The organism is Mycobacterium terramassiliense (assembly GCF_900157385.1).
Classification (GTDB): Bacteria; Actinomycetota; Actinomycetes; order Mycobacteriales; family Mycobacteriaceae; genus Mycobacterium; species Mycobacterium terramassiliense.
On record NZ_LT717700.1, the window covers coordinates 41,114 to 65,870 of the forward strand.

At 66.6% G+C, this 24,757-nt stretch carries 24 protein-coding genes and 2 pseudogenes; 11 read left to right on the plus strand and 15 right to left on the minus strand.

The features are described 5' to 3' along the window. Positions 1–5 precede the first annotated feature (5 nt). From MTAB308_RS08135 to ctaD, 5 genes and pseudogenes are all read right to left on the minus strand, one after another. Positions 6–677: pseudogene (locus MTAB308_RS08135) on the minus strand (enoyl-CoA hydratase); the annotation flags it as partial. Next, positions 674–1,531 carry an NUDIX hydrolase gene (locus MTAB308_RS08140; protein ID WP_077099021.1) on the minus strand — a complete coding sequence of 286 codons (858 nt, stop codon included), beginning with the start codon at positions 1,529–1,531 and terminating at the stop codon, positions 674–676. The gene MTAB308_RS08140 and the pseudogene MTAB308_RS08135, both read right to left, overlap by 4 nt. Beyond that, a complete protein-coding gene (locus tag MTAB308_RS08145; RefSeq protein ID WP_173842170.1) occupies positions 1,528–2,394 on the minus strand; it encodes an ABC transporter ATP-binding protein in 867 nt (288 codons plus the stop codon). The genes MTAB308_RS08140 and MTAB308_RS08145 overlap by 4 nt, the downstream gene beginning before the upstream one ends. 5 nt (positions 2,395–2,399) lie before the next feature. Next, entirely contained in the window at positions 2,400–3,635 is a 1,236-nt protein-coding gene (gene serB, locus MTAB308_RS08150) for a phosphoserine phosphatase SerB (protein ID WP_077099022.1), read from the minus strand. Between the two features lie 15 nt (positions 3,636–3,650). Continuing rightward, entirely contained in the window at positions 3,651–5,411 is a 1,761-nt protein-coding gene (gene ctaD, locus MTAB308_RS08155; RefSeq protein ID WP_077100049.1) for an aa3-type cytochrome oxidase subunit I, read from the minus strand. 104 nt (positions 5,412–5,515) lie between these two features. Here ctaD and MTAB308_RS08160 point away from each other — a divergent pair, with 104 nt between their 5' ends. From MTAB308_RS08160 to MTAB308_RS08170, 3 genes are all read left to right on the plus strand, one after another. Continuing rightward, entirely contained in the window at positions 5,516–6,643 is a 1,128-nt protein-coding gene (locus MTAB308_RS08160; protein ID WP_083746476.1) for an iron-siderophore ABC transporter substrate-binding protein, read from the plus strand. A gap of 166 nt (positions 6,644–6,809) precedes the next feature. Next, positions 6,810–7,277 (plus strand): hypothetical protein, encoded by a 468-nt coding sequence (locus MTAB308_RS08165; RefSeq protein WP_108637253.1) that lies wholly within the window; start codon positions 6,810–6,812, stop codon positions 7,275–7,277. 260 nt (positions 7,278–7,537) lie between these two features. Beyond that, positions 7,538–8,578, plus strand: coding sequence for an NAD(P)-dependent alcohol dehydrogenase (locus MTAB308_RS08170; protein WP_077099023.1), 1,041 nt, complete (start codon positions 7,538–7,540; stop codon positions 8,576–8,578). Here the strand turns inward: MTAB308_RS08170 and MTAB308_RS08175 are convergent. Further along, positions 8,573–8,986: a DUF3349 domain-containing protein gene (locus tag MTAB308_RS08175; RefSeq protein ID WP_077099024.1), complete on the minus strand. Its 414-nt coding sequence runs from the start codon at positions 8,984–8,986 to the stop codon at positions 8,573–8,575. The genes MTAB308_RS08170 and MTAB308_RS08175 overlap by 6 nt on opposite strands. Before the next feature lie 84 nt (positions 8,987–9,070). Next, positions 9,071–9,154: pseudogene (locus MTAB308_RS29715) on the minus strand (hypothetical protein); the annotation flags it as partial. 173 nt (positions 9,155–9,327) lie between these two features. On the opposite strand from MTAB308_RS29715, the gene MTAB308_RS08180 reads away from it, so the two are divergent. From MTAB308_RS08180 to MTAB308_RS08205, 5 genes are all read left to right on the plus strand, one after another. Next, the gene (locus MTAB308_RS08180; protein ID WP_077099025.1) at positions 9,328–9,537 is read left to right on the plus strand and encodes a hypothetical protein; all 210 of its coding nucleotides are present in this window, start codon (positions 9,328–9,330) and stop codon (positions 9,535–9,537) included. A gap of 221 nt (positions 9,538–9,758) precedes the next feature. Then, positions 9,759–11,312 carry an IS21 family transposase gene (gene istA, locus MTAB308_RS08185; RefSeq protein WP_077097370.1) on the plus strand — a complete coding sequence of 518 codons (1,554 nt, stop codon included), beginning with the start codon at positions 9,759–9,761 and terminating at the stop codon, positions 11,310–11,312. Continuing rightward, complete coding sequence (locus MTAB308_RS08190; RefSeq protein WP_077097804.1) at positions 11,309–12,121, plus strand: ATP-binding protein; 813 nt, start codon at positions 11,309–11,311, stop codon at positions 12,119–12,121. Before istA ends, MTAB308_RS08190 begins: the two co-directional genes overlap by 4 nt. A gap of 762 nt (positions 12,122–12,883) precedes the next feature. Next, positions 12,884–13,363 (plus strand): Dor-1 like family protein, encoded by a 480-nt coding sequence (locus MTAB308_RS28845; RefSeq protein ID WP_157900925.1) that lies wholly within the window; start codon positions 12,884–12,886, stop codon positions 13,361–13,363. Between the two features lie 423 nt (positions 13,364–13,786). Further along, the gene (locus tag MTAB308_RS08205; protein ID WP_342744144.1) at positions 13,787–14,152 is read left to right on the plus strand and encodes a hypothetical protein; all 366 of its coding nucleotides are present in this window, start codon (positions 13,787–13,789) and stop codon (positions 14,150–14,152) included. A gap of 38 nt (positions 14,153–14,190) precedes the next feature. On the opposite strand, the gene nrdF is transcribed toward MTAB308_RS08205, so the two are convergent. Continuing rightward, positions 14,191–15,165: a class 1b ribonucleoside-diphosphate reductase subunit beta gene (gene nrdF / locus MTAB308_RS08210; RefSeq protein ID WP_173842136.1), complete on the minus strand. Its 975-nt coding sequence runs from the start codon at positions 15,163–15,165 to the stop codon at positions 14,191–14,193. Positions 15,166–15,374: 209 nt separating this feature from the next. Further along, positions 15,375–15,977, minus strand: coding sequence for a TetR/AcrR family transcriptional regulator (locus MTAB308_RS08215; RefSeq protein ID WP_083746477.1), 603 nt, complete (start codon positions 15,975–15,977; stop codon positions 15,375–15,377). A gap of 103 nt (positions 15,978–16,080) precedes the next feature. Between MTAB308_RS08215 and MTAB308_RS08220 the strand changes: the two genes are divergently transcribed. Genes MTAB308_RS08220 through MTAB308_RS08230 form a run of 3 tightly spaced genes read left to right on the plus strand, consistent with a single transcriptional unit; the run spans position 16,081 to position 18,683 of the window. Then, the gene (locus MTAB308_RS08220; protein WP_077099028.1) at positions 16,081–17,655 is read left to right on the plus strand and encodes a phytoene desaturase family protein; all 1,575 of its coding nucleotides are present in this window, start codon (positions 16,081–16,083) and stop codon (positions 17,653–17,655) included. A 40-nt stretch (positions 17,656–17,695) separates the two neighbouring features. Further along, on the plus strand, positions 17,696–18,142 hold the full coding sequence (locus MTAB308_RS08225) for an SRPBCC family protein (RefSeq protein ID WP_077099029.1): 447 nt from the start codon (positions 17,696–17,698) through the stop codon (positions 18,140–18,142). Next, positions 18,126–18,683: a TetR/AcrR family transcriptional regulator gene (locus MTAB308_RS08230; protein ID WP_077099030.1), complete on the plus strand. Its 558-nt coding sequence runs from the start codon at positions 18,126–18,128 to the stop codon at positions 18,681–18,683. The genes MTAB308_RS08225 and MTAB308_RS08230 overlap by 17 nt, the downstream gene beginning before the upstream one ends. Before the next feature lie 4 nt (positions 18,684–18,687). On the opposite strand, the gene MTAB308_RS08235 is transcribed toward MTAB308_RS08230, so the two are convergent. The 6 genes from MTAB308_RS08235 to nrdI all read right to left on the minus strand — a co-directional run bounded on the left by MTAB308_RS08235 (position 18,688) and on the right by nrdI (position 24,754). Continuing rightward, positions 18,688–19,146 carry a universal stress protein gene (locus tag MTAB308_RS08235; RefSeq protein WP_077099031.1) on the minus strand — a complete coding sequence of 153 codons (459 nt, stop codon included), beginning with the start codon at positions 19,144–19,146 and terminating at the stop codon, positions 18,688–18,690. Between the two features lie 47 nt (positions 19,147–19,193). Continuing rightward, complete coding sequence (locus tag MTAB308_RS08240; protein ID WP_425436220.1) at positions 19,194–20,726, minus strand: flavin-containing monooxygenase; 1,533 nt, start codon at positions 20,724–20,726, stop codon at positions 19,194–19,196. Positions 20,727–20,842: 116 nt separating this feature from the next. After that, on the minus strand, positions 20,843–21,574 hold the full coding sequence (locus MTAB308_RS08245) for a TetR/AcrR family transcriptional regulator (RefSeq protein ID WP_108637293.1): 732 nt from the start codon (positions 21,572–21,574) through the stop codon (positions 20,843–20,845). 48 nt (positions 21,575–21,622) lie between these two features. After that, positions 21,623–22,144: a hypothetical protein gene (locus MTAB308_RS08250; RefSeq protein ID WP_077099033.1), complete on the minus strand. Its 522-nt coding sequence runs from the start codon at positions 22,142–22,144 to the stop codon at positions 21,623–21,625. Between the two features lie 22 nt (positions 22,145–22,166). Then, positions 22,167–24,332, minus strand: coding sequence for a class 1b ribonucleoside-diphosphate reductase subunit alpha (nrdE, locus tag MTAB308_RS08255; protein WP_077099034.1), 2,166 nt, complete (start codon positions 24,330–24,332; stop codon positions 22,167–22,169). Continuing rightward, positions 24,302–24,754, minus strand: a complete 453-nt coding sequence (nrdI, locus tag MTAB308_RS08260) for a class Ib ribonucleoside-diphosphate reductase assembly flavoprotein NrdI (protein WP_077099035.1) — start codon at positions 24,752–24,754, stop codon at positions 24,302–24,304. Before nrdI ends, nrdE begins: the two co-directional genes overlap by 31 nt. Between the last annotated feature and the right edge of the window lie 3 nt (positions 24,755–24,757).

The following is a 24,757-nucleotide window of genomic DNA, read 5'->3' on the forward strand; positions in this document are numbered from 1 at the left end:
GCGTGGGGCGGCGGACGGAAAACGGCATTGATTCCCGCCTTGGCGGCGGCCAGCGCGTGTCGCGGCCCCTCCAAGAAGCGGCGCGCCCACGCCGCGGCGGCGTCGTAGACGTCGTCGGGGGCCACCATCTCGTCGATCAGCCCGAGCGCCAGGGCCTCCTCGGCGTCGAAGAACCGCCCGCTGAACACCAGCTCCTTGGCCCTGCTCGCCCCGGCCACGCGGGCCAGGCGCGCCATTCCCCCGCCGCCCGGGACGCGGCAGGCCAGGATCTCGGTCGCGCCGAACTTCACGTTGTCGCCGCTGACCCGCCAGTCGGCGGCCAGCGCCAGGGTGAGGCCGGCGCCCAGCGCATACCCGGTGATCGCGGCCACCGTCGGCTTCGGGATCGCCGCCACGGCGTCGACGGCCTGCCGGCGCACCCGGTCCGCGGCGTCGGCCTCCGGCGCGGTCAACGTCTGTAGCTCGGGCATGTCGTCGCCCGCGGAGAAGATTTCGTGGCCGCCGAACAGGATCACGGCGGCGACGTCGTCACGGCGACCCAGCTCGTCGGCCGCCGAGACGATCTCGCGGTAGACCTGGCGGGTCATCGCGTTCGTGGGCGGCCGCGACACGAGCAGCATGGCCAGGCCGGCGTCCCGCGTCCCGTCGCTGACCACGACGCTGACGAACTCCCTCAATGCCGCCACCCCATCCCGCCCGCCTCGCGGGCCTGGTGGTAGCGGTCGGAGTCGAAGAACTCGAAAACCCAGTTGTCACCCTGGATTTCGAGGTGTGGCTGCACCGTGACGATCTGGCGCTCGACGGCCAGCACGTCGGCGACGCTGCGACCGGCCAGCGAGTCCAGCTGCGTCCAGGTCGGCGGCAGCAGGAAGCACCGGCCGGCGGCGAAGTCGTCGATGGCGGCCTGCGGCGTCGTCCAGCCGGCGCGGTCGGACTCGGTGTTCTGCCCGTCGGCCCGCTGCCCCTGCGGCAGCGCCCCCACGAAGAAGTAGGTGTCGTAGCGGCGGGTGCGCTCGGCCTCCGGCGTGACCCAGTTGGCCCAGGGCCGCAGCAGGTCGGAGCGCAGTTCCAGGTTTTCGCGGCGCAGGAAATCCGCGAACGACAGCGTCCCGTCGGCCAGCGCGCGGCGGGCTTCGGCATACACCGAGGCATCGCCGACGATGCTGTTCGGTGCCGAATCGGCCTGGCCGGCCGGCCCTGCGAAGAGCACCCCCGACTCCTCGAACGTCTCCCGGGCGGCGGCACAGACCAGCGCCTCGGCCAGGTCGGGTTCGATGCCGAACCGCTGCGCCCACCACTGCGGAGGCGGCCCGGCCCACGCCCCCCGTCGTTCCAGGTCGGCGTTGCGGTCCCGGTCGTCGACGCCGCCCCCGGGAAACACCATCGTGCCCGCGGCGAACTCCATCCGGGCGTGCCGGCGCATCAGGAAAACCGCCAACCCGTTCTTTGAGCCCTCCGGCTCGTCGCGGACCAGCATCACGGTCGCGGCCGGCCGGGGCACCAGCGGCGGCGGGTCCTGCGGTGACGTCATAGCGGCCTCCGGTGGGCTGCGCGGGTGCGGACGCGGCGGGCGAAGTACCGGCCGTCGGCGACGTCGAGGGCGATGGACTGGCCGAACGCGGCGGACAGGTTCTCGGCGGTCAGGACGTCGGGCAGCAGGCCGGCGGCGACCACCTTGGCCTCCGACAGCAGCATGCAGTGACTGAAGCCGGGCGGAACCTCCTCCACGTGATGCGTGACCAGCACCAGCGCGGGCGCATCGGGGTCGGCCGCCAAATCGGCCAGCCGGGCCACCAACTCCTCCCGGCCGCCCAGGTCCAGGCCGGCCGCGGGCTCGTCGAGCAGCAGCAGCTCGGGGTCGGTCATCAACGCGCGGGCGATCAGCACGCGCTTGCGCTCCCCCTCCGACAGCGTGCCGTAGGTGCGGTCCGCGAGGTGTTCGGCGCCAAGGCTTTCCAGCATGTCGATCGCCCGCTGGTAGTCGACGTCCTCGTAGCGCTCCCGCCATCGACCCAACACCGCGTAGCCCGCCGAGACGACGAGGTCGCGCACCAGTTCGTCGGTCGGGATCCGCTGCGCCAGGGCCGACGAACTCAGCCCGATCCGCGAACGCAACTCGGAAACGTCGACCCGGCCCAGCCGCTCACCGAGGACGAACGCCACGCCCGACGACGGGTGCTCGCTGGCCGCGGCGATGCGCAGCAACGACGTCTTGCCGGCGCCGTTGGGCCCGATGATCACCCAGCGTTCGTCGAGTTCCACCGCCCAATCCAGCGGCCCGACCAGGACGCGTCCGCCGCGCTGCAGCGACACGTTCCTGAAGTCGATCAGCAGATCGGGGTCGGCTGCCTCACTTCCGTTTTCGGGCACCCGACCATCGTGCCGTACCGCGATGGCCACTAATCCGGCGGGATCTCCACCCGGCGCACCTGGCCGTCGACCGCGTCGGCGGCCTCGATCTCCCCGCGGGTCACGCCCAGCAGGAACAGGACGGTGTCCAGGTAGGGATGGCTCAACGACGCGTCGGCGACCTCCCGCAGCGCCGGCTTGGCGTTGAACGCCACGCCCAGCCCCGCGGCGGCCAGCATGTCGATGTCGTTGGCGCCGTCGCCGACCGCGACGGTCTGCGCCATCGGCACCCCGGCCTGCTCCGCGAATTCCCGCAGCGCCGCCGCCTTGCCGGCCCGATCGACGATCGGCCCGACGACCCGGCCGGTCAGTGTCCCGTCGACGATCTCCAGCTCGTTGGCGGCGACATAGTCCAGCATCAGCTCCTCGGCCAGCGGCTCGATGATCCGCCGGAACCCTCCGGACACCACGCCGCAGTGAAAACCCAAGCGCCGCAACGTTCGTATCGTCGTCCGCGCGCCGGGCATCAGTTCCAGCTGCTCGGCGACCTCGTCGATCACGGTGGCCGGCAGGCCCTCCAGCGTCGCCACCCGCTGCTCGAGCGACTGCGCGAAATCCAGCTCGCCGCGCATCGCGGCCTCGGTGATTGCGGCGACCGCACCCTGGGCCCCCGCGCGGGCCGCCAGCATCTCGATGACCTCGCCCTGCACCAGCGTGGAATCGACGTCGAACACGACCAGCCTCTTGGCGCGCCGTTCCAGGCTGTACTCCTCGACCGCCACGTCGACGCCCTCGTCGGCGGCCACCCGGGTCAGCGCGTTGCGCAGCGCGCCGTCGGCCAGCGGCGGTGCGGACACCCGCAGCTCCAGGCCGGTGACGGGGTAGTCGGAGACGCCACGGATGAGGTCGATGTTGACGCCCAGCGCCGCGAGTTCCCTGGCCACCGCGCCGAACGCCCGCGCCGTGATCGGCCGGCCGAGCACGAACACGGTGTGGGTCGACGGGTCCCGGATGACCGGCACGTCGTCGCTGCGCTCGATGCTGACGTCCAGGCCCATCCCGCGGACGGCGGATTCGACGTCACGGCGCAAGACGCCGCCGTCGGCGACCTCAGGCGGACAGCACAGCAGCACGCCCAGCGTCAGGCGCCCGCGGATCACCACCTGTTCGACGTTGAGCAGCTCGACCCCGTGTCGCGACAGCACCTCGAAGAGCGCCGACGTGACGCCCGGCTGATCCACGCCGGTGACGGTGATCAGCACCGACACCTTGGCTGGAGAGTTCACTCCCGGCTGCCGCCGCTACTGCTCGGCAGTGGAGCGATCCGGTTCGGTCCGCGGCCCGAATCCCTTCGGCGACTCGAGCGCCGTGGCATGCCGCCCGACGTGCGCCTCGGCGCGCAGCCGTTCAACCATGTGCGGGTAGTGCAACTCGAAAGCCGGTCGCTCCGAACGGATCCGGGGCAGCTCGGTGAAGTTGTGGCGCGGCGGCGGGCAGCTGGTCGCCCACTCCAGCGAGTTGCCGTAGCCCCACGGGTCGTCGACGGTCACGACCTCGCCGTAGCGCCAGCTCTTGAAGACGTTCCAGACGAACGGGAACATCGAGGCGCCCAGGATGAAGGCGCCGACCGTGGAGACGATGTTCAGCGGCTGGAAGCCGTCGGTGGGCAGGTAGTCGGCGTAGCGCCGCGGCATGCCCTCGTCGCCCAGCCAGTGCTGCACCAGGAACGTGGTGTGGAAGCCGATGAACGTCAGCCAGAAGTGCAGCTTGCCCAGCCGCTCGTCCAGCAGCCGGCCGGTCATCTTCGGGAACCAGAAATAGATCCCGGCGAACGTGGAGAACACGATGGTGCCGAACAGCACGTAGTGGAAGTGCGCGACCACGAAGTAGGTGTCGGTGACATGGAAGTCCAGCGGCGGGCTGGCCAGCAGCACGCCCGTCAGGCCGCCCAACAGGAAGGTGACCGCGAAGCCCACCGAAAACAGCATCGGCGTCTCAAAGGTCAACTGGCCCTTCCACATCGTGCCGATCCAGTTGAAGAACTTGATCCCGGTCGGCACCGCGATCAAATACGTCATGAACGAAAAGAACGGCAGCAGAACGGCTCCGGTGGCGAACATGTGGTGTGCCCACACCGCGACCGACAGCGCGGCGATCGACAGCGTCGCGTAGACCAGCGTGGTGTAACCGAAGATCGGCTTGCGGGAGAACACCGGGAAGATCTCCGAAACGATCCCGAAGAACGGCAGCGCGATGATGTACACCTCGGGGTGGCCGAAGAACCAGAACAGGTGCTGCCACAACAGGACCCCGCCGTTGGCCGGGTCGTAGACGTGCGCCCCCAGGTGCCGATCGGCGGCCAGACCGAACAGCGCCGCGGTCAGCAACGGGAACGCGATCAGCACCAGGATCGACGTCACCAGGATGTTCCAGGTGAAGATCGGCATCCGGAACATCGTCATGCCGGGCGCGCGCATGCAGACCACCGTGGTGATCATGTTGACGGCGCCGAGGATGGTGCCCAGACCGGCGACGATCAGACCCATGATCCACAGGTCCCCACCGGGGCCGGGCGAGTGAATGGCGTCGGTCAGCGGGGTGTAGGCGGTCCAGCCGAAGTCGGCGGCCCCACCCGGCGTGATGAAGCCCGCCGCTCCCATCAGGGCACCGAACAAGAACAGCCAGAAGGAAAACGCGTTCAGCCGCGGGAAGGCGACGTCGGGCGCGCCGATCTGCAGCGGCAGCACCAGGTTGGCGAAGCCGAACACGATCGGGGTGGCATAGAACAGCAACATGATCGTGCCGTGCATGGTGAACAGCTGGTTGAACTGCTCATTCGACAGGAACTGCAGTCCCGGCGCCGCCAGCTCGGTGCGCATCAGCAGCGCCAGCAGCCCGCCCAGGAAGAAGAAGATGAAGCAGGCGACGCAGTACATGATGCCGATCATCTTGTGATCGGTCGTGGTGATCAGCTTGTAGACAAGGTTCCCTTTGGGACCGGTCCGGGCCGGGTACGGACGGACGGCCTCGAGTTCTCCCAGCGGGGGGGCTTCGGCTGTCAACAGCTCCTCCAAACATCGTCGGACAGGGCCCGAACCCAGTATTGACTTCGAATCTTAGCCCCCGGGGAACGCGCCGTCAGGGGCAGTCCTACAAACTGTCGTAAATGGCTCCGAAGTCGCCGAATGTTAGCGTGAAACGCGTGCTGGGGAGGCGATCGATCGTGGCGGCGGGCGCCCTAGCGGCGGTCGTCGCGGCGTGCGCCGGATGCGGTTCGGGAGGCTCCGGGACCACGGCGTCGACCCGGTCGCTGGTCACCCCCACCACCCAGATCGCCGGCGCCGGCGTGTTGGGCAACGATCGCCGGCCCGACGAGTCATGCGCGCGCGACGCCGCCGCGGCCGATCCCGGGCCGCCGACGCGCCAGGCCCGCAACGCGGCGGGCGTCACGCCCGACACGGTCACGGTTCCCGCCGAGCCGCAGCGCATCGTGGTGCTTTCCGGGGACCAGCTCGACGCCCTGTGCGCGCTCGGCCTGCAATCGCGGGTGGTCGCCGCCGCGCTGCCGGACGGCGCCTCGGGCCAGCCCGCGTACCTGGGCAGCGCGGTGCACGGCCTGCCCGGCGTCGGCACCCGCGGCAACCCCGACCTGGGCGGCATCGCGGCCGCCCACCCCGACTTGATCCTCGGGTCGGCGGGGTTGACCCCCAAGCTCTACCCTCAGCTCGCCGCGATCGCCCCCACGGTGTTCACGGCGGCGCCCGGCGCCGCCTGGCAGGACAACGTGCGCGGCGTGGGGGCCGCCACCGCGCGCGCCGCCGCGACCGACGCGCTGATCAAAGGCTTCACCCAGCGGGCCACCCAGATCGGCGCCAGCCACGACGCGTCCCATTTCCAGGCGTCGATCGTGCAGCTGACCACCGGCGCCATCCGGGTCTACGGGGCCAGCAACTTCCCGGCGAGCGTGCTCGGCGCGGTCGGGGTGGACCGCCCGGCCGCCCAACGGTTCACCGACAAGCCCTACATCGAGATTCCCGCCACCGACGCCGATCTCGCCAAAAACCCGGACCTCTCGGCCGCCGACGCCGACGTGGTCTACCTGTCGTGCGCCACCCCGGCCGCCGCCGACCGCGCCGCCGCCGTGCTGGACAGCAACCCGTGGCGCAGGCTGTCCGCCAACCGCGACAACCGGGTGTATGTCGTCAACGACGAGGTGTGGCAGACCGGCGAGGGTCTGATCGCGGCCCGCGGCATCGTCGACGACCTGCGCCTGCTCAACGCGCCGATCAACTGAGCGGTCACCCGAAGACCGCTCGTGCGGCGCCAATCGGGTTGCGGCCCGGTCGTTTCGCCCACGACGCGCACGGCCTTGGAGCGGCCCGAGTAACTCGCCGCCCTATCTCCTGACGAGCGCTTCGTATCCGCCGGCTCGCCGTCAATCAGGGAGATGTGCAACCGTCATGCCCCAGCCTCATCGTTCGCTGACCGCTCTGCCCGCCGTCGCCGCGACGGCGGCCGCCGTCGCACTGGCCTCCGGCTGCTCGAGCTCCGCCCCGGCGCTCGAGCAGCATCCGTCGATCAACTTCGGTTCGCAAGCCGCCACCACGCCGGGAATGGCGGGTCAGGCGACGCCGGCGGCTCCCGCTCCCGGCGCGGGTCACGCCGACTCGCCGGACGCGCCGGCCGTCCCGCTGCCGGGCGCGGGCGAACCGGTGGTGTTCGAGCGCAACATCAAACCGCTGTTTCGCCAACGGGACCGCGAGTCAATGAGGTGGGCGTTCGACCTGTGGTCCTATACCGACGTCAAGTCCCATGCGTCGGCCATCGTCGAACGCCTTCGCGACGGGTCGATGCCGTGCGACGGCGCCTGGAGCGCCGAAAAGATCGGCGTTTTCCAACGCTGGATCGATTCGGGCATGGCCCCGTAGCGCCCTATTGGCAAACTGGCGCGCCGCGCGTGTCCATGGCCGGCGGCATGGCCCCAAACGTGCCGAAGATTGGACTGTGATCCAGCGATCCCCGTCGACCTCGAGCGTGCGCGGCCGGCGGGCTGCGCGGACCCGCCGGACGGCCGCGTCGGCTGCGCCGTCATAAGCTGGCGGTCTGGGCACACCACCGCCAAGTGGCCCGAGAAAATTACCTTAGCTAAACTTCTTGAGGACGCATCGAGATCGAAGAGGGACATTTCATGAGCACAGTTGCGGCGTACGCCGCCACGTCACCGACGGCACCGCTGACCAAGACCACCATCGACCGTCGCGAGCCCGGCCCGCGCGACGTGGCGATCGACATCAAGTTCGCCGGGATCTGCCACTCCGACATCCACACCGCCAAAGGCGAGTGGGGCACGCCGAATTACCCCGTGGTCGTGGGCCACGAGATCGCCGGTGTCGTGGCCGCCGTCGGCTCCGAAGTCACCAAGCACAAGGTGGGCGACCACGTCGGCGTGGGCTGCATGGTCAACTCCTGCGGCGAATGCAGCAGCTGTAAGGCAGGGCTCGAGCAGTACTGCAAGCCGGGCGCGACCTTCACCTACAACTCCACCGACAAGGACGGCACGCCGACGCAGGGCGGCTACAGCCAAGCGATCGTCGTCGACCAAAACTTCGTCCTGCGCATCCCCGACTCGCTGCCGCTGGACAAGGCGGCGCCGCTGCTGTGCGCCGGGATCACGCTGTTTTCCCCACTGCGGCACTGGAAGGCCGGGCCGGATACGCGGCTGGCGATCATCGGACTGGGCGGCCTGGGGCACATGGGCGTGAAGCTCGGCGCCGCGATGGGCGCGCCGGTGACGGTGCTGTCGCAGTCGCTGAAGAAGATGGAGGACGGGTTGCGGCTGGGCGCCAGCAACTACTACGCGACGGCCGATCCGGACACCTTCAAGAAGCTGCGCGGCAGCTTCGACCTGATCCTCAACACCGTCTCGGCGAACCTGAAGCTCGACGACTACGTGGGCCTGCTCGACGTCGACGGCACGCTCGTCGAGCTGGGCATCCCCGAGCACCCCATGCAGGTGCACGCGTTCCCGCTGGCCCTGGCGCGGCGCAGCCTGTCCGGATCCAACATCGGCGGGATCGCCGAGACGCAGGAGATGCTGGATTTCTGCGCCGAGCACGACGTGACGCCGGAGATCGAGCTCATCGAGCCCGACTACATCAACGAGGCCTACGAGCGCGTGCTCGCCAGCGACGTGCGCTACCGCTTCGTGATCGACATCTCCAAGCTATGACGGGGTTTTCGACACACCTTGGCAGGCAACCTCTTCGGCCGCCTCGGCGTGGTCGTCGCCCGGACATACTTCGCTGACATCGATGCCCGCCAGCGGCCACCCGGCCGCGCAGAGGGTGGCCGCCACGCGGATGACGTCCTCCCGGCCGGGTTCGCGGTGGGTGGTCCGCGAGATGAACTCTTCGATCTCGTCGCGGCTGACGGCCCCGTCACCCTCGGCCTTGTGCTTGCCGATGATGTTGTGCACCACTTCTTCGAGCTGATCCTGGGTCAGTGGTGTGCTCTTGAGCAGCGCGAACAAGGCCACCTGGTCCGGCCCGGGGACGCCCTGGGGGTACCCAACGTCCAGCCAACGGATCACCGACTTGAGAAACTTGGCGTGCTTGTGCGAAGCGTGGGTTGAAGTCACGTCATAAGTCTCACGTCGGTGGGCGTGCGGGGCGTCGCAGCGGACCCACAATTCATGCGTCGTTCACGACCCGAACACCTGGGCCTAGAAGTCCCAGTCCTCGTCCTCGGTGACCACGGCCTTGCCGATCACATAGCTCGAACCCGAACCCGAGAAGAAGTCGTGGTCCTACTCCGGTACGCGGGTCAGGCGGCCGAATACGGCCAAACACATCAGAGTGAGTCGCACTCAAAAGGTGATTCTGTGGGCAGGTGTGGGCAAAAGGTAGGCACGGATAAAGAGGTGAGTATGGATGGTCTGTTCCGTGTTCTGCTGCTGATCGGGTTCGTAGCAAAATTTTGGTGGTCATCGTGGGCGCGCTGGCTGTCGCGACCCTTGGCTTCTGGCGTGGAAGGCCGTGGTGCATCACGCCGCCGAGGGCGAGGAGCGGCGCCGAAGTGCAGGCCGCGATCGCGGCACGGGCCGCCAAGGAGCACGAGCGAGTGCTCGCTGGCGACGATCGCGGCATCTACGGCGACTACCGCCCGCAGTCATTTCAAGGTCAACCTTGAGAACTGTGGTTTTTAGGCAAGCACCTAAAAAGGTTGGCAGAGCCGCTCTTTACGGGTGTCGGCTGCCAGGTGAATGGGACCACTTCAGAGCTGGTTTTGCCATGAGCATGGGACCACCTGTTTGCCATTGATGGGACCACTCGACTGGCTGGTTTGCCAGTTATGGGACCACCCGGCGTGGTGTCGGGTTCTTCCGGTAGTTGGGCCGCTGTATTGGCCTGATGAGCTACCGGGAGGTGTCGGTGATCGAGATCGTGGAGATGCTGCGGCTGTGGCTGCAGGGGTTGGGGTTGCGGGAGGTGGCCCGGCTGTCGGGCACCGACCGCAAAACGGTGCGACGCTACGTCGACCGAGCCCGTGCTAGTGGGCTGGACCGCGATGGTGGAGACGGTCAGCTCACTGATGAGTTGATCGCGGCGGTGATTGCCGGAGTGCGTCCGCACCGGCCCAGCGGCAAGAGCCTGGCGTGGGAGACGATCGCTGCAGAGCATGAGCAGATCAAGGCCTGGCTCAAAGACGGATTGACGCTGACCAAGATCCACACGCTGCTTGGGCGCCGCGGTGTGGTGGTGTCCTATCGGACGCTGAATCGTTACGCCACAACCGAATTGGATTTCGGACGCCGTCAAGCCACGGTGCCGGTGGCCGACTGCGAACCGGGTGCGGAGGTGCAGGTCGACTTCGGCCGCCTCGGGATGCTCACCGACGCCAGCGATGGTCGGCGCCGAGTCGTGCAGGGGTTGATCTTTACCGCGGTGTATTCGCGGCACATGTTCGTCTGGCCCACCTACCGCCAGACCCTGAACGATGTGATCGCCGGGTTCGATGCGGCGTGGGCGTTCTTCGGCGGGGTGTTCGCGGTGGTGATCCCTGACAACATGAAAGCCATCGTCACCACCGCGCATGCGACCGAGCCTCGGCTCAACGATGCGTTCCGCGAGTATGCGCAGGCTCGTGGGTTTGCGGTCGACCCGGCGCGGGTGCGCAGCCCGAAAGATAAGCCACGGGTGGAACGCATGGTGCAGTATGTGCGATCGAATTTCTTTGCCGGAGAAGATTTCCGGGATCTCAATGACTGTCGCAGCCGCGCCGAACATTGGTGCGCTCAGACCGCCGGTATGCGCATTCACGGCACCACCCGCCTGCGGCCGGCCGAGGTGTTCATCGGCGATGAGCTGCCCGCACTAGGGCCCGTATCCGACACCGCCTTCGACGTTCCGATCTGGACGCGCCCGAAAGTGGCCCCGGACCGCCACGTCCAGGTCGCCAAAGCCCTCTACAGCGTGCCCGGAGAGCTGGTCGGCAAGCGCATCGAGGCCCGTGCTGATGCACACTCGGTCAAGCTCTATTGGCGTGGTGAGCTGATCAAGGTGCATCCGGTCGTGGCCCCGGGTCGCCGCCATACTGATCCGGCCGATCTTCCCTCTGAGGTGTCGGTCTATGCGATGCGTGATCTGAATGCCCTGCAGCGCAAGGCAGCCGCCCACGGCACCCATGTCGGCACCTACGCGGCAGCGGTGCTCGAGCATCCGCTGCCGTGGACCAAGATGCGTCAGGTCTACCGGCTGCTGGGGCTGGTGCGCCGCCACGGCGCCGAGGAGGTCGACGACGCGTGCCGGCGTGCCCTGGACGCCGAGGTGATCGACGTCGGGCTGATCGAGCGGATCTTGACCCGCGGCGGCGGTGAACAACTGCCCCTGCTACCGAAACCGCCCGGGGCAGCGTCGCGGTTTGTCCGAGAAAGCTCTGATTTCGCGGTGCGGAGGCCTTCATGAGCCCACAGCGCCCCGACGCCACGCCGGCGGTCAAGCCAATCGAGGTGTCCGGCGAGCTCAAAGCGTTGATGCGCCGCCTCAAACTCGGCCAGCTGCTCGACACGCTGCCCGAACGGCTGGCGCTGGCCCGTACCAACCGGCTACCACACCACGACTTCCTGGAACTGTTGTTCGCAGATGAGGTCACCCGCCGCGACCGCGAATCCGCGACCCGGCGCGCCAAGGCCGCCCATCTCGATCCGGCCATGCAGCTACAGGCCTGGGATGACTCCGCCGCCGTGGCTTTCGATCAACAACTATGGGCCGAGCTGACCTCACTGCGGTTCCTCGCCGACGCCTACAACGTGCTCGTCATGGGACCGGTAGGAGTGGGAAAGACGTTCTTGGCCAACGCATTAGGTCACATCGCGGTACGCCGGCATCACAGCGTGCACACCGAACGGGCCGACAAAATGTTCAAACGCCTTCGCGGGGCACGCCTGGACGGCAGCTACGAAGACGAGATGCGCAAACTGCACCGCGTCGAACTGCTGATAATCGATGACCTCGCGCTGCACCGCCTGGAGGCCACCGAGACGACCGACTTCTACGAGATCATCGTCGAACGCCACCGCGCCGCATCGACCGTCATCACCAGCAACCGCGAACCACCCGAGATCCTGACCATGATGGCCGACCCGCTGCTGGCCCAATCCGCGATGGACCGACTGCAATCAGCGGCCTACGAACTCGTCGTCGAAGGCGAGTCCTACCGGCAACGCCAGAAGCCAGGAAACCGAAAGCCGGCCTCTCCGACTGCGTCGGATTGACCGGCAACCACCCCTTCCGCCACTATCAACACACGGCCTACAACCGGAACAACCCGGTCCCATGCTCATGGCAAACCAGAGGTCCCATCACCCTGGCAGGCGACATTACGGGAGCAGGAGTCGACACGATGAGTATGTCACCGGAAAACACCACGCACGATGCGGCATTACGCGACACCACCTAGTGCCGCATCAGGTTCTCAGTGCGATCCGCCCGTGAGTGGCACGACTGCGCCACGATCCGATCGTCAGCCGACACCCGCAGAACCGGACACCACGCGCAAAATGCCGCGCCCGCTGCGCTGACGCTAGTGATCAACCTGATCCAATGATGGAGAAACGACAGGGCTGATAGCGCCGAAGGTCGGGGCTGGCTTCGGGGTCTGGCCCCTTCCGCACGGGGGCCGTCCTTCCGCACAGCGGCCGCCTGCTGTAAGGATGGTCTGATCCCTGCGTCAACCCTGCAAGCCAGGACCACATAGGCCACGCGAAACGAGCCACCGTGCATATAACCGATATGTGGGCATTTTGGGGAAATTTCATCGGCTTCGGCGCAGTCGCACTGAGAACCGGGTACGACCTCGTCTGGATTCGTAAAAGGTTCGACGATGAGGGCGGCAATTCCGAGGACGATGACCGTGTAATGGCGGCTGCGGTCAAGAGGAGTAAGCGCCGCGACTTCGCAACGAAGTGGACTTTTGCGCTCGTAGGTGTCGGTTATGCGCTGTGTATCCGCGCGCTAATAAGATTCTAAGGAGTCGTGTGGCAAATCAGGATGCGTTCGATGCGATTAACGCGAAGCTAGTTGACCTAGAGGTAAGAGTCAAAACCCTTGAAGACAGTGACTTAGAGGTGCGAGTGAAAGCCCTTGAAGACAGTGACCTAGAGGTGCGAGTGAAAGCCCTCGAGGACCAATTCAACGGAGGCGGAGGCTCAACCGGATTTGATGAGCGCCTCAAAAATCTCGAAGCTCAGCTCACGGCCACTAGAAAGAGGGTCAGGGAGATTGTTCGACTCGAAGCTGCTTTGAAGGAAACATACGACCAAGTCGAACAACTGAGAATGGTCGGGCGAGAGCTCCAAGTGCCGCAGATAGAGGAAGTGCTGCAGCGCAAGCCAGCAGAGAGGCGGGCGCAAGTACCGCAGCGGAAGCCAGCAGAGAAGCGGCAGCAAGTACCGCAGCGGAGGCAAGTACCGCAGCGGAAGCAAGTACCGCAGCGGAAGCGAGTACAGAAAGGCTAACTTCGGCCGCTGGGATGGAACTGTCTCGCCGGCCTGGACAAGTCCATTGTTGCCTCGCCCGACGGACATCTCACGAAAGCGATCCACACGGGGCAGATGCCCTACACGCAGGGATCTTGCCAACACCACCCCGCACGTCACACGCCCACCCCATCACCAACATCCCGCGCGCTCACGGTCACCACCCCCGGCGGCAGGCAGGACTCACGTGGCCGAAACTGCTCATTTGGGTGTGTACGGTTCTGGGAGAATTCCCGGTGCTGCGCCTCCCAGCGTTAACAGCCGCCGTCATCGTATGACGGCGCGTGACGCCGGATGACGTTGTGGGGCGCGCGGATTCGCCGGTTTGTCGATCGGGTGAGGGCGCCGCGACGCCCGGCGTTGGACAGCCGGCGAGTAGGAACGCACGCTAGCCTGGCGGTCATGTCCCACAGCTTCTTCGATAGCCCGGTCGCACATGCATTCAACAGGCTCGCCGTCGGTCTGACCACCGTCCCCGTTCTCGGCAGAGTCGTCGGCCGCAACCTGGTCGAGATCCGCTACACCGGCCGCAAGTCGGGGCGCAGCTTCCAAACGCCGGTGAATTACCGACTGTCCGGTGATCAGGTCACCATCCGCGTGATGGGGCCGGACGCCAAGAGCTGGTGGCGCAACTTCCTCGGTGACGGGGAACCCATCACGCTGCTCAACTTTCGCGGCAACGACCGCACCGGCACGCCGTCGCCACCCGTGACGACGCGGGCCGGGTCACGGTGCGGGTTCGGTTGGACTAGGTTTAAAACTGACTGAGGTTGTTGACAGTCTGGGCTCCTGATGGACCAGCAGATTTAGAAGTCCCAGTCCTCGTCCTCGGTGACCACGGCCTTACCGATGACGTACGAGCTGCCCGAACCCGAGAAGAAGTCGTGGTTCTCGTCGGCGTTGGGTGACAGCGCCGACAAGATCGCCGGGTTGACGTCGGTCTCGTCGCGCGGGAACAGCGCCTCGTAGCCCAGGTTCATCAGCGCCTTGTTGGCGTTGTAGCGCAGGAACTTCTTGACGTCCTCGGTGAGCCCGACCTCGTCGTAGAGGTCCTGGGTGTATTCCACCTCGTTGTCGTAGAGCTCGAAGAGCAGCTCGTAGGTGTAGTCCTTGAGCTCGGCGCGCTTGGCGTCGTCGACCAGCGCCAGGCCCCGCTGGAACTTGTAGCCGATGTAGTAGCCGTGCACGGCCTCGTCGCGGATGATCAGCCGGATCATGTCGGCGGTGTTGGTCAGCTTGGCCCGGCTCGACCAGTACATCGGCAGGTAGAACCCGGAGTAGAAGAGGAAGCTCTCCAGCAGCGTGGAGGCCACCTTGCGCTTCAGCGGTTCGTCGCCCTTGTAGTACTGCATGACGATCTCGGCCTTGCGCTGCAGGTTGGGGTTCTCCTCCGACCAGCGGAAGGCGTCGTCGATCTCGGCCGTCGAGCACAGCGTGGAGAAGATCGAGCTGTAGCTCTTGGCGTGCACCGACTCCATGAACGCGATGTTGGTGTAGACGGCCTCTTCGTGCGGGGTCAGCGCGTCGGGAATCAGGCTCACCGCCCCGACCGTGCCCTGGATGGTGTCCAGCAGCGTCAACCCGGTGAACACCCGCATCGTCAGCTGCTTCTCGCCGGCGGTCAGCGTTCCCCACGACGGGAGGTCGTTGGACACCGGCACCTTTTCGGGCAACCAGAAATTGCCCGTCAGCCGGTCCCACACCTCGGCGTCCTTCTCGTCGTGCAGCCGGTTCCAGTTGATCGCCGAAACGCGGTCAATCAGCTTCATGTTTTCGGTCACCAGAACCCCACTTCACCAGCCGGTTTCGCCTTGAACACCTAGGCCACAAACACTACCCCTGGGGTACGACATGGCGGCGGAACACAACACGTTGTGTTTGCCGTGTCGCGGCCTCTGCGCTTCACCGAGCGTGAACTGACGGCGAAGAACCGGCGAGAATTCCGCCGTGAGCTCACGCTCGGCGCGTCCGACAGCGCCGCCTCGCGCCGTCAATCCAGGCCGGCCTTGCGCAGCGTGTCGGTCAGGCCGTCTTCGAGGGCGCTCAGCGCCATGTCGGTCAGCCGACTCAGCTCGTCGGTGTCCTGCACGCCCTTGGCCATCCACGTTTCCAGCGCGACGAACACGGCCGTGGCCAGGCTGTGCGCCGCGATGTCGGCGATCATCTCGCCGTCGGCGGTGGGTGACGACCGCCGCCTGATGAAGCGCTGAATCTCGGCGGCGAGTTGGTCGCGGAGCCGCCGAATGTGGCCCGTGATGATGTCCTGATCCAAGTCACGCGACCGGATGGTGGCGGCGTCGCGGACCATCGCGAAATCAAAGGGGAAGGCGTCCACGGCCTTTCGCACCGACTGGGTGATGGGCTCCCCGTGCGGGCGCAGCGCCAGGGCGCGGGCGAACCACTCGAACCCGATGTCGTAGTCGGCGAAGAGCACCGCGTGCTTGGACAGGAAGTGCCGGTAGAAAGTCCGTTCGGTGACGCCGACGTCGGCGGCGATGTCGGCGACGCTGGTCTGGTGCACGCCGTCGGCGACGAAGCGGCGCATCGCCGCCCGGTGCAGTGCGTCGCGCGTGCGCCGTCCACGGGATTCCACGGGCCCAGCATGCCACGAAATGTCACTATTGACGCAACAATGTCAGTTATGACATCGTGCCGGTCAGGCGGGATTTACCCCCGAGGATCGGAGGCGGATCGGCATGGCGGACTACGACGCGATCATCATCGGTGCGGGTCACAACGGCCTGGTCGCCGCGAACGTGCTGGCCAAGGGCGGCGCGAAAGTCCTCGTGCTGGAGCGGGCCAACTTCCTCGGCGGAATGGCCGCCACCCGCGAACTCTTCGACGGGTACAAGCACAGCGTCGGCGCGTGGGCGGTCCTGATCTGGCGCCAGGAGATGACCGAACGCCTGGAACTCACCAAGTGGGGCTTCGAGCTGATGGACCAGTGGACGTCCACGTGTACGTTCGGCGACGCCGCCGACACCCCGTTCGTGATGTACAACGACCTCGAGCGCATGGCGCGCCACCTGCTCGACGACCACGGCGCCGACACCGCGGCGGCCCTCGGCGGCCTCTTCGCCCACATCGGACGATTCGCACCGTATTTCGTCGACTCGGCGTTCGGGCCGCCGCTGGACATCATCGAGGTGATCGCCTCCCAGCCCACACCCGAAGACCGCCACGATTTCGCCCAAATGTGGTACGGCAGCACGATGGACACGGTCCGGCGCTTCCTGGCCCCCGACCAGGCCCGCTGCATCCAGGGTTCGCTGGCCGCGATGTCCATCGACGCCTTCGACGGCGGCCCCTGGACTCCCGGCTCGAATGCCTCGACGCTGTACCACTACCTGATCGGCGGCGGCAACGTCGAATACATCATGCCCCGCGGTGGCATCGGCGCCCTGAGCGCCGCGCTGTGCCGCCGCGCCGAAGCGCTGGGCGCCGAGGTGCAGCTCAAGCAGCACGTGAAGCAGGTCCTGGTCACCGACGGGCGCGCCACCGGCGTCCAACTCCGTGACGGCACAACGATTTCGGCCGACGCCGTGCTCTCGTCGCTCGACCCCTACACCACCTTCGTGAATCTGGCCGGCGCGCAGAACTTTCCGCCCGACTACATCCGCAAGATCAAGGAAATCAATTTCAATCTCGGGTACATCCAGGCCCACCTGACCATTGACCAGGCGCCGCAGTGGATCGAGCGGCTGCAGCCCTACATGCACGACAACGGGAAATGGTGTCCCACCGTCGCCTACGCGCCGTCGCCGGAGTACATCAGCGACGCGTGGGAGCAATACCGCAAGGGCCAGCTTCCCGATGCCCCGCCCACCTATCTGTACATCCCCAGCATGGTCGACTCGTCGCTGGCGCCCGAAGGCAAGCACAGCGCAACGATTTTCACGCCCTACTTCCCCACCGGCCTGGACGCCGACGAAAACCGAAGCTGGAAGGAGCAGTACGCCGACACCTGCGTGCGCATCTTCGACACGTTCGCGCCCGGATTCGCCGACTCCGTCACCAACCGCGTCGTGTTCTCCAACCGCTACTTCGGCAGCACCTTCAGCGCACACGCGGGCGACTACTCCCATGGCCTGCTACAGCCCAACCAGCTGTGGACGGGCCGCGTCGTCGAGGGAGCCGACAAGTTCGCCACGCCGGTCGACGGGCTCTTCCTGTGCGGCCAGTGCACCCACCCGGGCCCGGGGGTGACCGGCATCCCCGGGTGGAACGGGGCCGAGGCGGCGCTCAAGCACCTCAACGCGCGCGTCGCCTGACCCCTAGGCAGAGCCCGGCGTTCTATGTACCATTTGGTACATGTTCAACGAGGACAGTATCGAGATCGACGCGCCACCCCAGCTCGTGTGGGACGTCTTCAGCGACGTCGAACGCTGGCCCGAGTGGACCGCTTCGGTGACGTCGCTGACCGGCCGGGACGGATCCGCCCTGGCCGTCGGCAGGCGGTTCGCGATCAAGCAACCCGGCCTGCAGAAGCTGACCTGGAAGGTCACCGAGGTCGATCCCGGCACCTCGTGGACGTGGGTGTGCCGCTCGCCCGGCGTGGCGGTGACCGCTCGCCACTACGTCACCGCACTGCCCGACGGGCGGACCCTCGTGCGCCAGGAACTCGATCAGCGCGGCATCCTGGGCGCCCTCGTCGCGCAGTTGACGGTCACGCGGACCAAGCGCTTCCTCGCCATGGAGGCCCAGGGCCTCAAGGCACGGTCTGAGCAGCTCAGCCGCGCCGATGGCCCGCACGCCTGACACCGAACGGCGCCGCGAACTGCTGGATGCGCTGTTCGATGAGTTCGCCGCGAACGGCATCGGCAACCGTTCGCTCCGCGACGTCGCCGCCGCGGTCGGCACCAGCCACCGGATGCTGTTGCACCACTTCGGTTCTCGAGAAGATCTGCTGATCGCGATCGTCGAGGAGGCCGAGCGGCGCCAGATGGCCCTCGTCCCCGGATTGCCGGAGGATCCCGCCGACGGCTTCGCCGCGATGTGGGCCGACCTCCGCCGCCCCGAACTGCGCCAACTCGAACGCCTCTTCTTCGAGTGCTATTCGCGCGCGGCCCAGGGCGAAAAGCCGTTCACGCGAATGGTTCCCGGTGCCGTCGACGGCTGGCTGCGCGAGGTCGAGTCGGCCGCCGCCGGCGTTGCCTACGACGGCGCGATGGCGCGGCTCGGGCTGGCCGTGACCCGCGGCCTGCTGCTGGATCTGGTGGCCACCGATGACGACGCCGGCGTGGATGCCGCCGCGGGCGCGTTCATCCAGCTGCTGCGCGGACACGGCCCGACGTCGTAGGCGCTCAGCCGGTGGTGTAGACGATCAGCACGTCGGTGCGGGCCCTGCGGGAGACTTCGGATGGGACTGATCCCAGCAGCCGCCCGGCGACGCTGCTGAGCCCGACATTGCCGACGACGAGCAGGTCGGCGGCGATCTCCTCGGCGAGCTGCACCAGTGCATTGATGGGGGCACCCACCACCGGCTTCTCCTCCACGTTCCTGGCCCCGGCTTGGTGCGCCCGCTCCCTGGCGTTCTGCAGGATCGCGTAGAAAGGGGCCTCGCCCACCGTCCGGTAGTCCTGACCGTGGTCGCTCCCCGGCGGGATGGCGTAGCGGCCCTTTTCCACGGGGACCGGGGTATGCGCGGTCGCAATGATCAATTTCGCGCCGTGCTCCGCGGCGATCGCGGCTGCGCGGTCCACCGCACGCAGCGACGAATCCGAACCATCGGTGCCGACCACGACGGTCTGATAGGCGCTCATGTCCCTCCCAGTGTAAATCCTGAATCCTCTGGGAGCCTGAAACTCGGTTACGCCTCTCCGGTGAGGCTCAGGTCCTTGTGGCGGCGGCGTACACCGAAGAACCGGTACTCCTCGGGCTTGCCCCCGCGGGTCGCCCGCCAGTACTGCCAGGTGTAGCCGCCCCACAGCACGGTGTTCTTGCCGTGCTCGTCCAAATACCAGCTGCTGCAGCCGCCGCTGTTCCACACCGAGTGCGAGAGCTTCTCCTGCAGCTCGGCGTTGAAGGCGTCCTGCGCCTCGCGGGTGGGCGCGAGCGCCTGTGCGCCCATCTTGTCGCAGGTCTTGATCGCGTCGGCGACGTAGTGGATCTGCGATTCGATCATGAACACCACCGAGTTGTGCCCGAGCCCGGTGTTGGGTCCCAGCAGGAAGAACAGGTTGGGCACGTCGGCGACGGTGATGCCGCGATGCGCGCCGATGCCCTCACGGTTCCAGCGGTCGACCAGGTCCTCCCCGTGCCGCCCCTTGATCTGGACGTAGGTATAGGAGTCGGTGACGTGGAAGCCGGTGGCGTAGACGATCACATCGGCCTTGTGTTCCCGGCCGTCGGCGGTGACGATGCCGTCGGTCGTGATGCGGCTGATGCCCTCGGTGATCAGTTGGGTCTTGGGGTCCGCGACCGCGCCGTAATAGGTGGAGGAATTCAGGATTCGCTTGCACCCGATGCGGTAGTGCGGGGTCAGTTTGCGGCGCAGCTCGCGGTCCTTCACCGAGCGGCGGATGTTGTATTTGCAGTAGGCCTCGATGAACTTCAGCGCGTTCGGCCGCTTGGTCATGCCGAAGGCCAGCGCCTCCTGGGCCCAGTAGATCCCCAGGCGGGTCAGCGCGCGCAGCCCGGGGACGTTCGCCATGGCGCGGCGCAGGGCCAGCGGCAGGTCGGGGTTGGAGCGCGGCACCACCCACGGCGGGGTGCGCTGGTAGAGCTGCAGCTCGGCCACCTGCCCGACGATCTCGGGCACGATCTGGATCGCGCTGGCGCCGGTGCCGATGATCGCCACGCGCTTGCCGGTCAGGTCGACGCTGTGGTCCCACTCCGCGGAATGGAAAGCGGGACCGGCGAATTCGTCGCGACCCTCAATGTCAGGGAACGACGGGATGTGCAGCGCGCCCGCGCCGGAAATGAGGAACTGCGCGACGTATTCGCGGCCGTCGGCGGTGAACACGTGCCACCGGTTCTCCTCGTCGTCCCAGTGGCCGCGATCCACCAGGGAGTTGAACACGATGTAGCGGCGCAGCCCGTACTTGTCGGTGACGCCCTTGAGGTAGTCCCAGATCTCGGGCTGGTAGGAGAACGGGTTGCGCCAGTCCGGCTTGGGCTCGAACGAAAACGAGTACAGGTGCGACGGGATGTCGCAGGCGCAACCGGGGTAGCTGTTATCCCGCCAGGTGCCCCCGATGTCGCCGGCCTTCTCCAGAATGACGAAGTCCACGCCCCGCTTTTGCAGTGCAATGGCCATCCCGAGACCGGAGAACCCGGTCCCGATGATCAGGGCGCGGGTGTGCACCGGTTCGCGCGTCGCAGTCGGCTCGGCGTGTGTCATGGCATCGGTCACGGTGGATCGGTCTTCCTGTTAGCTCCCCAAATACCCAGTACCCAGGGTATCGGATGGCACGAGTGTTGACGATCGCCGGACCGATGTCAACGTGCCGAAAGTCCTCAGCTCGCGGCCGGGTTGCTGGGCACCACGCTGTGGATCGGCTGGTCAGGGTCCAGCGAGATGCCCAGCGCCTCGGCCGTGCCGACGAGCACCCCCATCATGATCGTCGTCAGGTGGGCGACGAATTGCTCGCGCGGCATGCGCCGCGGGCTGTCGGGGTCGGGGCCCAGCCACCAGTCGGTGGCCGAGGCGGCCGAGCCGAACGCGGCGTGCCCGGCCAGCTCGATCGCCGCGTGGTCCAGCTCCATCTCGCGCAGCTCGTTGTCGAACATGTCGGCCACGGCCAGGGTGATGCCGCGGCCCTCGTCGAGGATCTGCGGGCTCGCCGCCGACCGACCCTGGATGAAGACGCGCAGCACGTTCGGGTGCTTGTCGACCAGGACGACGTACTCCTCGACGGCGCGGTGGATCACCTCGCGCGCCGAGTCGGTCTTCAGGTCGATCGACGGGAAGATCGCCCCCCACAACATGTCGCGCAGGCGCTCCCCGATCGCCTGGAACAAATCGGACTTGTCGTGGAAGTGCCGGTAGATCTTCGGCTTGGCGGTGCCGGCCTCCTCGGCGATCTCCCGCACGCTCAGGTCGGGCCCCAGGCGGTCGATGGCGCGGAACGCCGCCTCGACGATTTCGCCGCGCACCTTCTTGCGGTGTTCGCGCCACCGTTCGCTGCGCGCGTCGACCTTGACCCCGGGCTTCACGCTGGGGTGCGGCGGTCGGGGAATTCTCACCACATCAAGCACCATACCGCGTAGGACCCGCTGACCTGGGCAGACTTCGCCTCACCAGCGCAGCATCGGAAACGGCCGGCGCGGGTGGGTCGCCGCGTAGCCCAACAGGCCGCGTGCCAGGAAGGCGTGGAATCCCAGGTACGGCAGTTCGGCCACCACCGCTGTGACGAAGGACCGCCGCAGGGGACCGCGCAGGAGTCCACGGCTGACGTCGATCCGGTCGGCGATGCGAAACGTCTCGACCATCGGATCGGCCACCGGGCGCAGCGTGTGATGGTCGATGATCATCGCGCGCGCGTCGCCGACCTCGCCGACTCCGAACTCGCCGGCAAGGGTCGACGCGAGGTCGGCCGAGGGCCCCAGGTAATCGAAGCTGCCCGCGGTCCAGATGCCCAGGTCGTGCACCGCCCACGCCAGCGCGGCCCAGTCGGGCAGCGGCGCGCCGCACAGCGCCTGGTGATAGGTCAGTCCCCGATACACATGATTGCGGTAGACGGCAAGGTCGGCGCCCAGCGCATCCGCATGACGCCGCAGCACGGCGTCGACGATCGGGTGGGCGGTGACGGCGGTCACCGGACACTCCCGTCGCGGGCTCCTACAGCATGCAGGAGACGCAGCCCTCGACCTCGGTGCCTTCCAGCGCCATCTGCCGCAAGCGGATGTAGTAGAGCGTCTTGATTCCCTTGCGCCAGGCGTAGATCTGCGCCTTGTTCACGTCGCGGGTGGTGGCGGTGTCCTTGAAGAACAGCGTCAGGCTCAGCCCCTGGTCCACGTGCTGGGTGGCCGCGGCGTAGGTGTCGATGATCTTCTCGTAACCGATCTCGTAGGCGTCCTGGTAGTACTCCAGGTTGTCGTTGGTCATGTAGGGCGCCGGGTAGTAGACCCGCCCGATCTTGCCCTCCTTGCGGATCTCGACCTTCGAGACGATGGGGTGGATCGATGACGTCGAGTGGTTGATGTAGGAGATCGACCCGGTCGGCGGCACCGCCTGCAGGTTTTGGTTGTAGATGCCGTTCGCCTGGACCGACTCCTTGAGCCGCTTCCAATCGTCCTGCGTAGGGATGCGAATGTCCGCGTCCGCGAACAGCCGTCGCACCTTGTCGGTGGCGGGCTCCCAGACCTGCTCGGTGTACTTGTCGAAGAACTCCCCCGAGGCGTACTTGGACTTCTCGAACCCCTTAAAGCGCGTGCCGCGCTCGATCGCGATGCGGTTGGAGGCCCGCAGCGCGTGATACAGCACCGTGTAGAAGTAGATGTTGGTGAAGTCGACGCCTTCTTCGGACCCGTAGAAGACGCCCTCCCGCGCCAGGTAGCCGTGCAGGTTCATCTGCCCCAGCCCGATCGCGTGGGAATCGTTGTTACCCTGCTCGATTGAGGGCACCGACGTGATGTGGGTCTGGTCGCTCACCGCGGTCAGCGCGCGGATGGCCACCTCGATCGTCTGGGCGAAGTCCGGCGAGTCCATCGCCTTGGCGATGTTCAGCGAACCGAGGTTGCACGAAATGTCCTTGCCCACCTTGGCATACGACAGGTCCTCGTTGAACAGCGACGGGGTGGACACCTGCAGGATTTCCGAGCACAGGTTCGAATGCGTGATCTTGCCGTCGATGGGATTGGCCCGGTTCACCGTGTCCTCGAACATGATGTACGGATAGCCGGACTCGAACTGCAGCTCCGCCAGCGTCTGGAAGAACTCCCGCGCCTTGATCTTGGTCTTGCGGATGCGCGCGTCGTCGACCATCTCGTAGTACTTCTCGGTCACCGAGATGTCGGCGAACGGCAGCCCGTAGACCCGTTCGACGTCGTACGGCGAGAACAGGTACATGTCCTCGTTGCGCTTGGCCAGCTCGAAGGTGATGTCCGGGATCACCACGCCCAGGCTCAGCGTCTTGATCCTGATCTTCTCGTCGGCGTTCTCCCGCTTGGTGTCCAGGAACCGGTAGATGTCCGGGTGATGCGCGTGCAGATACACCGCGCCGGCCCCCTGGCGCGCGCCCAGCTGATTGGCGTAGGAGAACGAATCCTCGAGCAGCTTCATGATGGGGATGACGCCCGAGGACTGGTTCTCGATGTTCTTGATCGGCGCGCCGTGCTCGCGAATGTTGCTCAGCAGCAACGCGACTCCCCCGCCGCGCTTGGACAGCTGCAGCGCGGAGTTGATCGACCGCCCGATCGACTCCATGTTGTCCTCGATGCGCAAAAGGAAGCAGCTCACCGGCTCGCCGCGCTGCTTCTTGCCCGAGTTCAGAAACGTCGGGGTGGCCGGCTGGAACCGCCCGTCGATGATCTCGTCGACCAGCTTCTCGGCCAGGGCGGTGTCGCCGGACGCCAGGGTCAGCGCGACCATGACGACCCGGTCCTCGAAGCGCTCCAGGTAGCGCTTCCCGTCGAACGTCTTCAGCGTGTAGGAGGTGTAGTACTTGAACGCGCCGAGAAACGTCGGGAACCGGAACTTCTTGGCGTAGGCGCGGTCCAGCAGCTCCTTGACGAAGTTGCGCGAGTACTGGTCGAGAACCTCACGCTCGTAATAGTTCTCGCGAATCAGGTAGTCGAGCTTCTCGTCCTGGTTGTGGAAGAAGACCGTGTTCTGGTTGACGTGCTCGAGGAAGTACTGACGTGCGGCCAGAACGTCTTTGTCGAACTGAATCCTGCCGTCCTTGTCGTACAGGTTCAGCATCGCGTTCAGAGCGTGGTAGTCCGTCTCGTCGGACGACGCATGCGCGCCGACGGCTACAGGCTCTGCAGTGACGGTTGGTGGCACGTCTGTTCCTTCCAGAATTCGGCGAGACCGGCGCGGACGGCATCCACGTCGTCCGGGGTCCCCATCAGTTCGAAGCGGTAGAGGTAGGGAACGTCGCACTTGCGGGAGATGACGTTGCCCGCATAGGCGAATTCGGCCCCGAAGTTGTTGTTGCCCGCCGCGATGACGCCGCGGATCAACGACCGGTTGTGCTCGTTGTTCAAAAATGCGATGACCTGCTTGGGGACGTAACCCCCCGCGTCGAGGTCCGGTGTGGCCCGGCCGCCGCCGTAGGTCGGCAGGATCAGGACGTACGGCTCATCGACCTCGATGCGCCCGTGCAGCGGTATCCGCGTGGCGGGAACACCCAGCTTCTGCACGAAGCGGTGGGTGTTCTCCGACACGGAGGAGAAATAGACGAGGTTGCGCCCCGGGATGTCCATGGC

Coding starts and splice junctions, on each gene's coding strand:
- MTAB308_RS08140 (WP_077099021.1), bottom strand. CDS start 1,531: ATGACGTCACCGCAGGACCCGCCGCCGCTGGTGCCCCGGCCGGCCGCG.
- MTAB308_RS08160 (WP_083746476.1), top strand. CDS start 5,516: ATGGCTCCGAAGTCGCCGAATGTTAGCGTGAAACGCGTGCTGGGGAGG.
- MTAB308_RS08165 (WP_108637253.1), top strand. CDS start 6,810: ATGCCCCAGCCTCATCGTTCGCTGACCGCTCTGCCCGCCGTCGCCGCG.
- MTAB308_RS08170 (WP_077099023.1), top strand. CDS start 7,538: ATGAGCACAGTTGCGGCGTACGCCGCCACGTCACCGACGGCACCGCTG.
- istA (WP_077097370.1), top strand. CDS start 9,759: ATGAGCTACCGGGAGGTGTCGGTGATCGAGATCGTGGAGATGCTGCGG.
- MTAB308_RS08190 (WP_077097804.1), top strand. CDS start 11,309: ATGAGCCCACAGCGCCCCGACGCCACGCCGGCGGTCAAGCCAATCGAG.
- MTAB308_RS08205 (WP_342744144.1), top strand. CDS start 13,787: ATGTCCCACAGCTTCTTCGATAGCCCGGTCGCACATGCATTCAACAGG.
- MTAB308_RS08220 (WP_077099028.1), top strand. CDS start 16,081: ATGGCGGACTACGACGCGATCATCATCGGTGCGGGTCACAACGGCCTG.
- MTAB308_RS08225 (WP_077099029.1), top strand. CDS start 17,696: ATGTTCAACGAGGACAGTATCGAGATCGACGCGCCACCCCAGCTCGTG.
- MTAB308_RS08230 (WP_077099030.1), top strand. CDS start 18,126: ATGGCCCGCACGCCTGACACCGAACGGCGCCGCGAACTGCTGGATGCG.
- MTAB308_RS08235 (WP_077099031.1), bottom strand. CDS start 19,146: ATGAGCGCCTATCAGACCGTCGTGGTCGGCACCGATGGTTCGGATTCG.
- MTAB308_RS08240 (WP_425436220.1), bottom strand. CDS start 20,726: ATGACACACGCCGAGCCGACTGCGACGCGCGAACCGGTGCACACCCGC.
- nrdI (WP_077099035.1), bottom strand. CDS start 24,754: ATGGACATCCCGGGGCGCAACCTCGTCTATTTCTCCTCCGTGTCGGAG.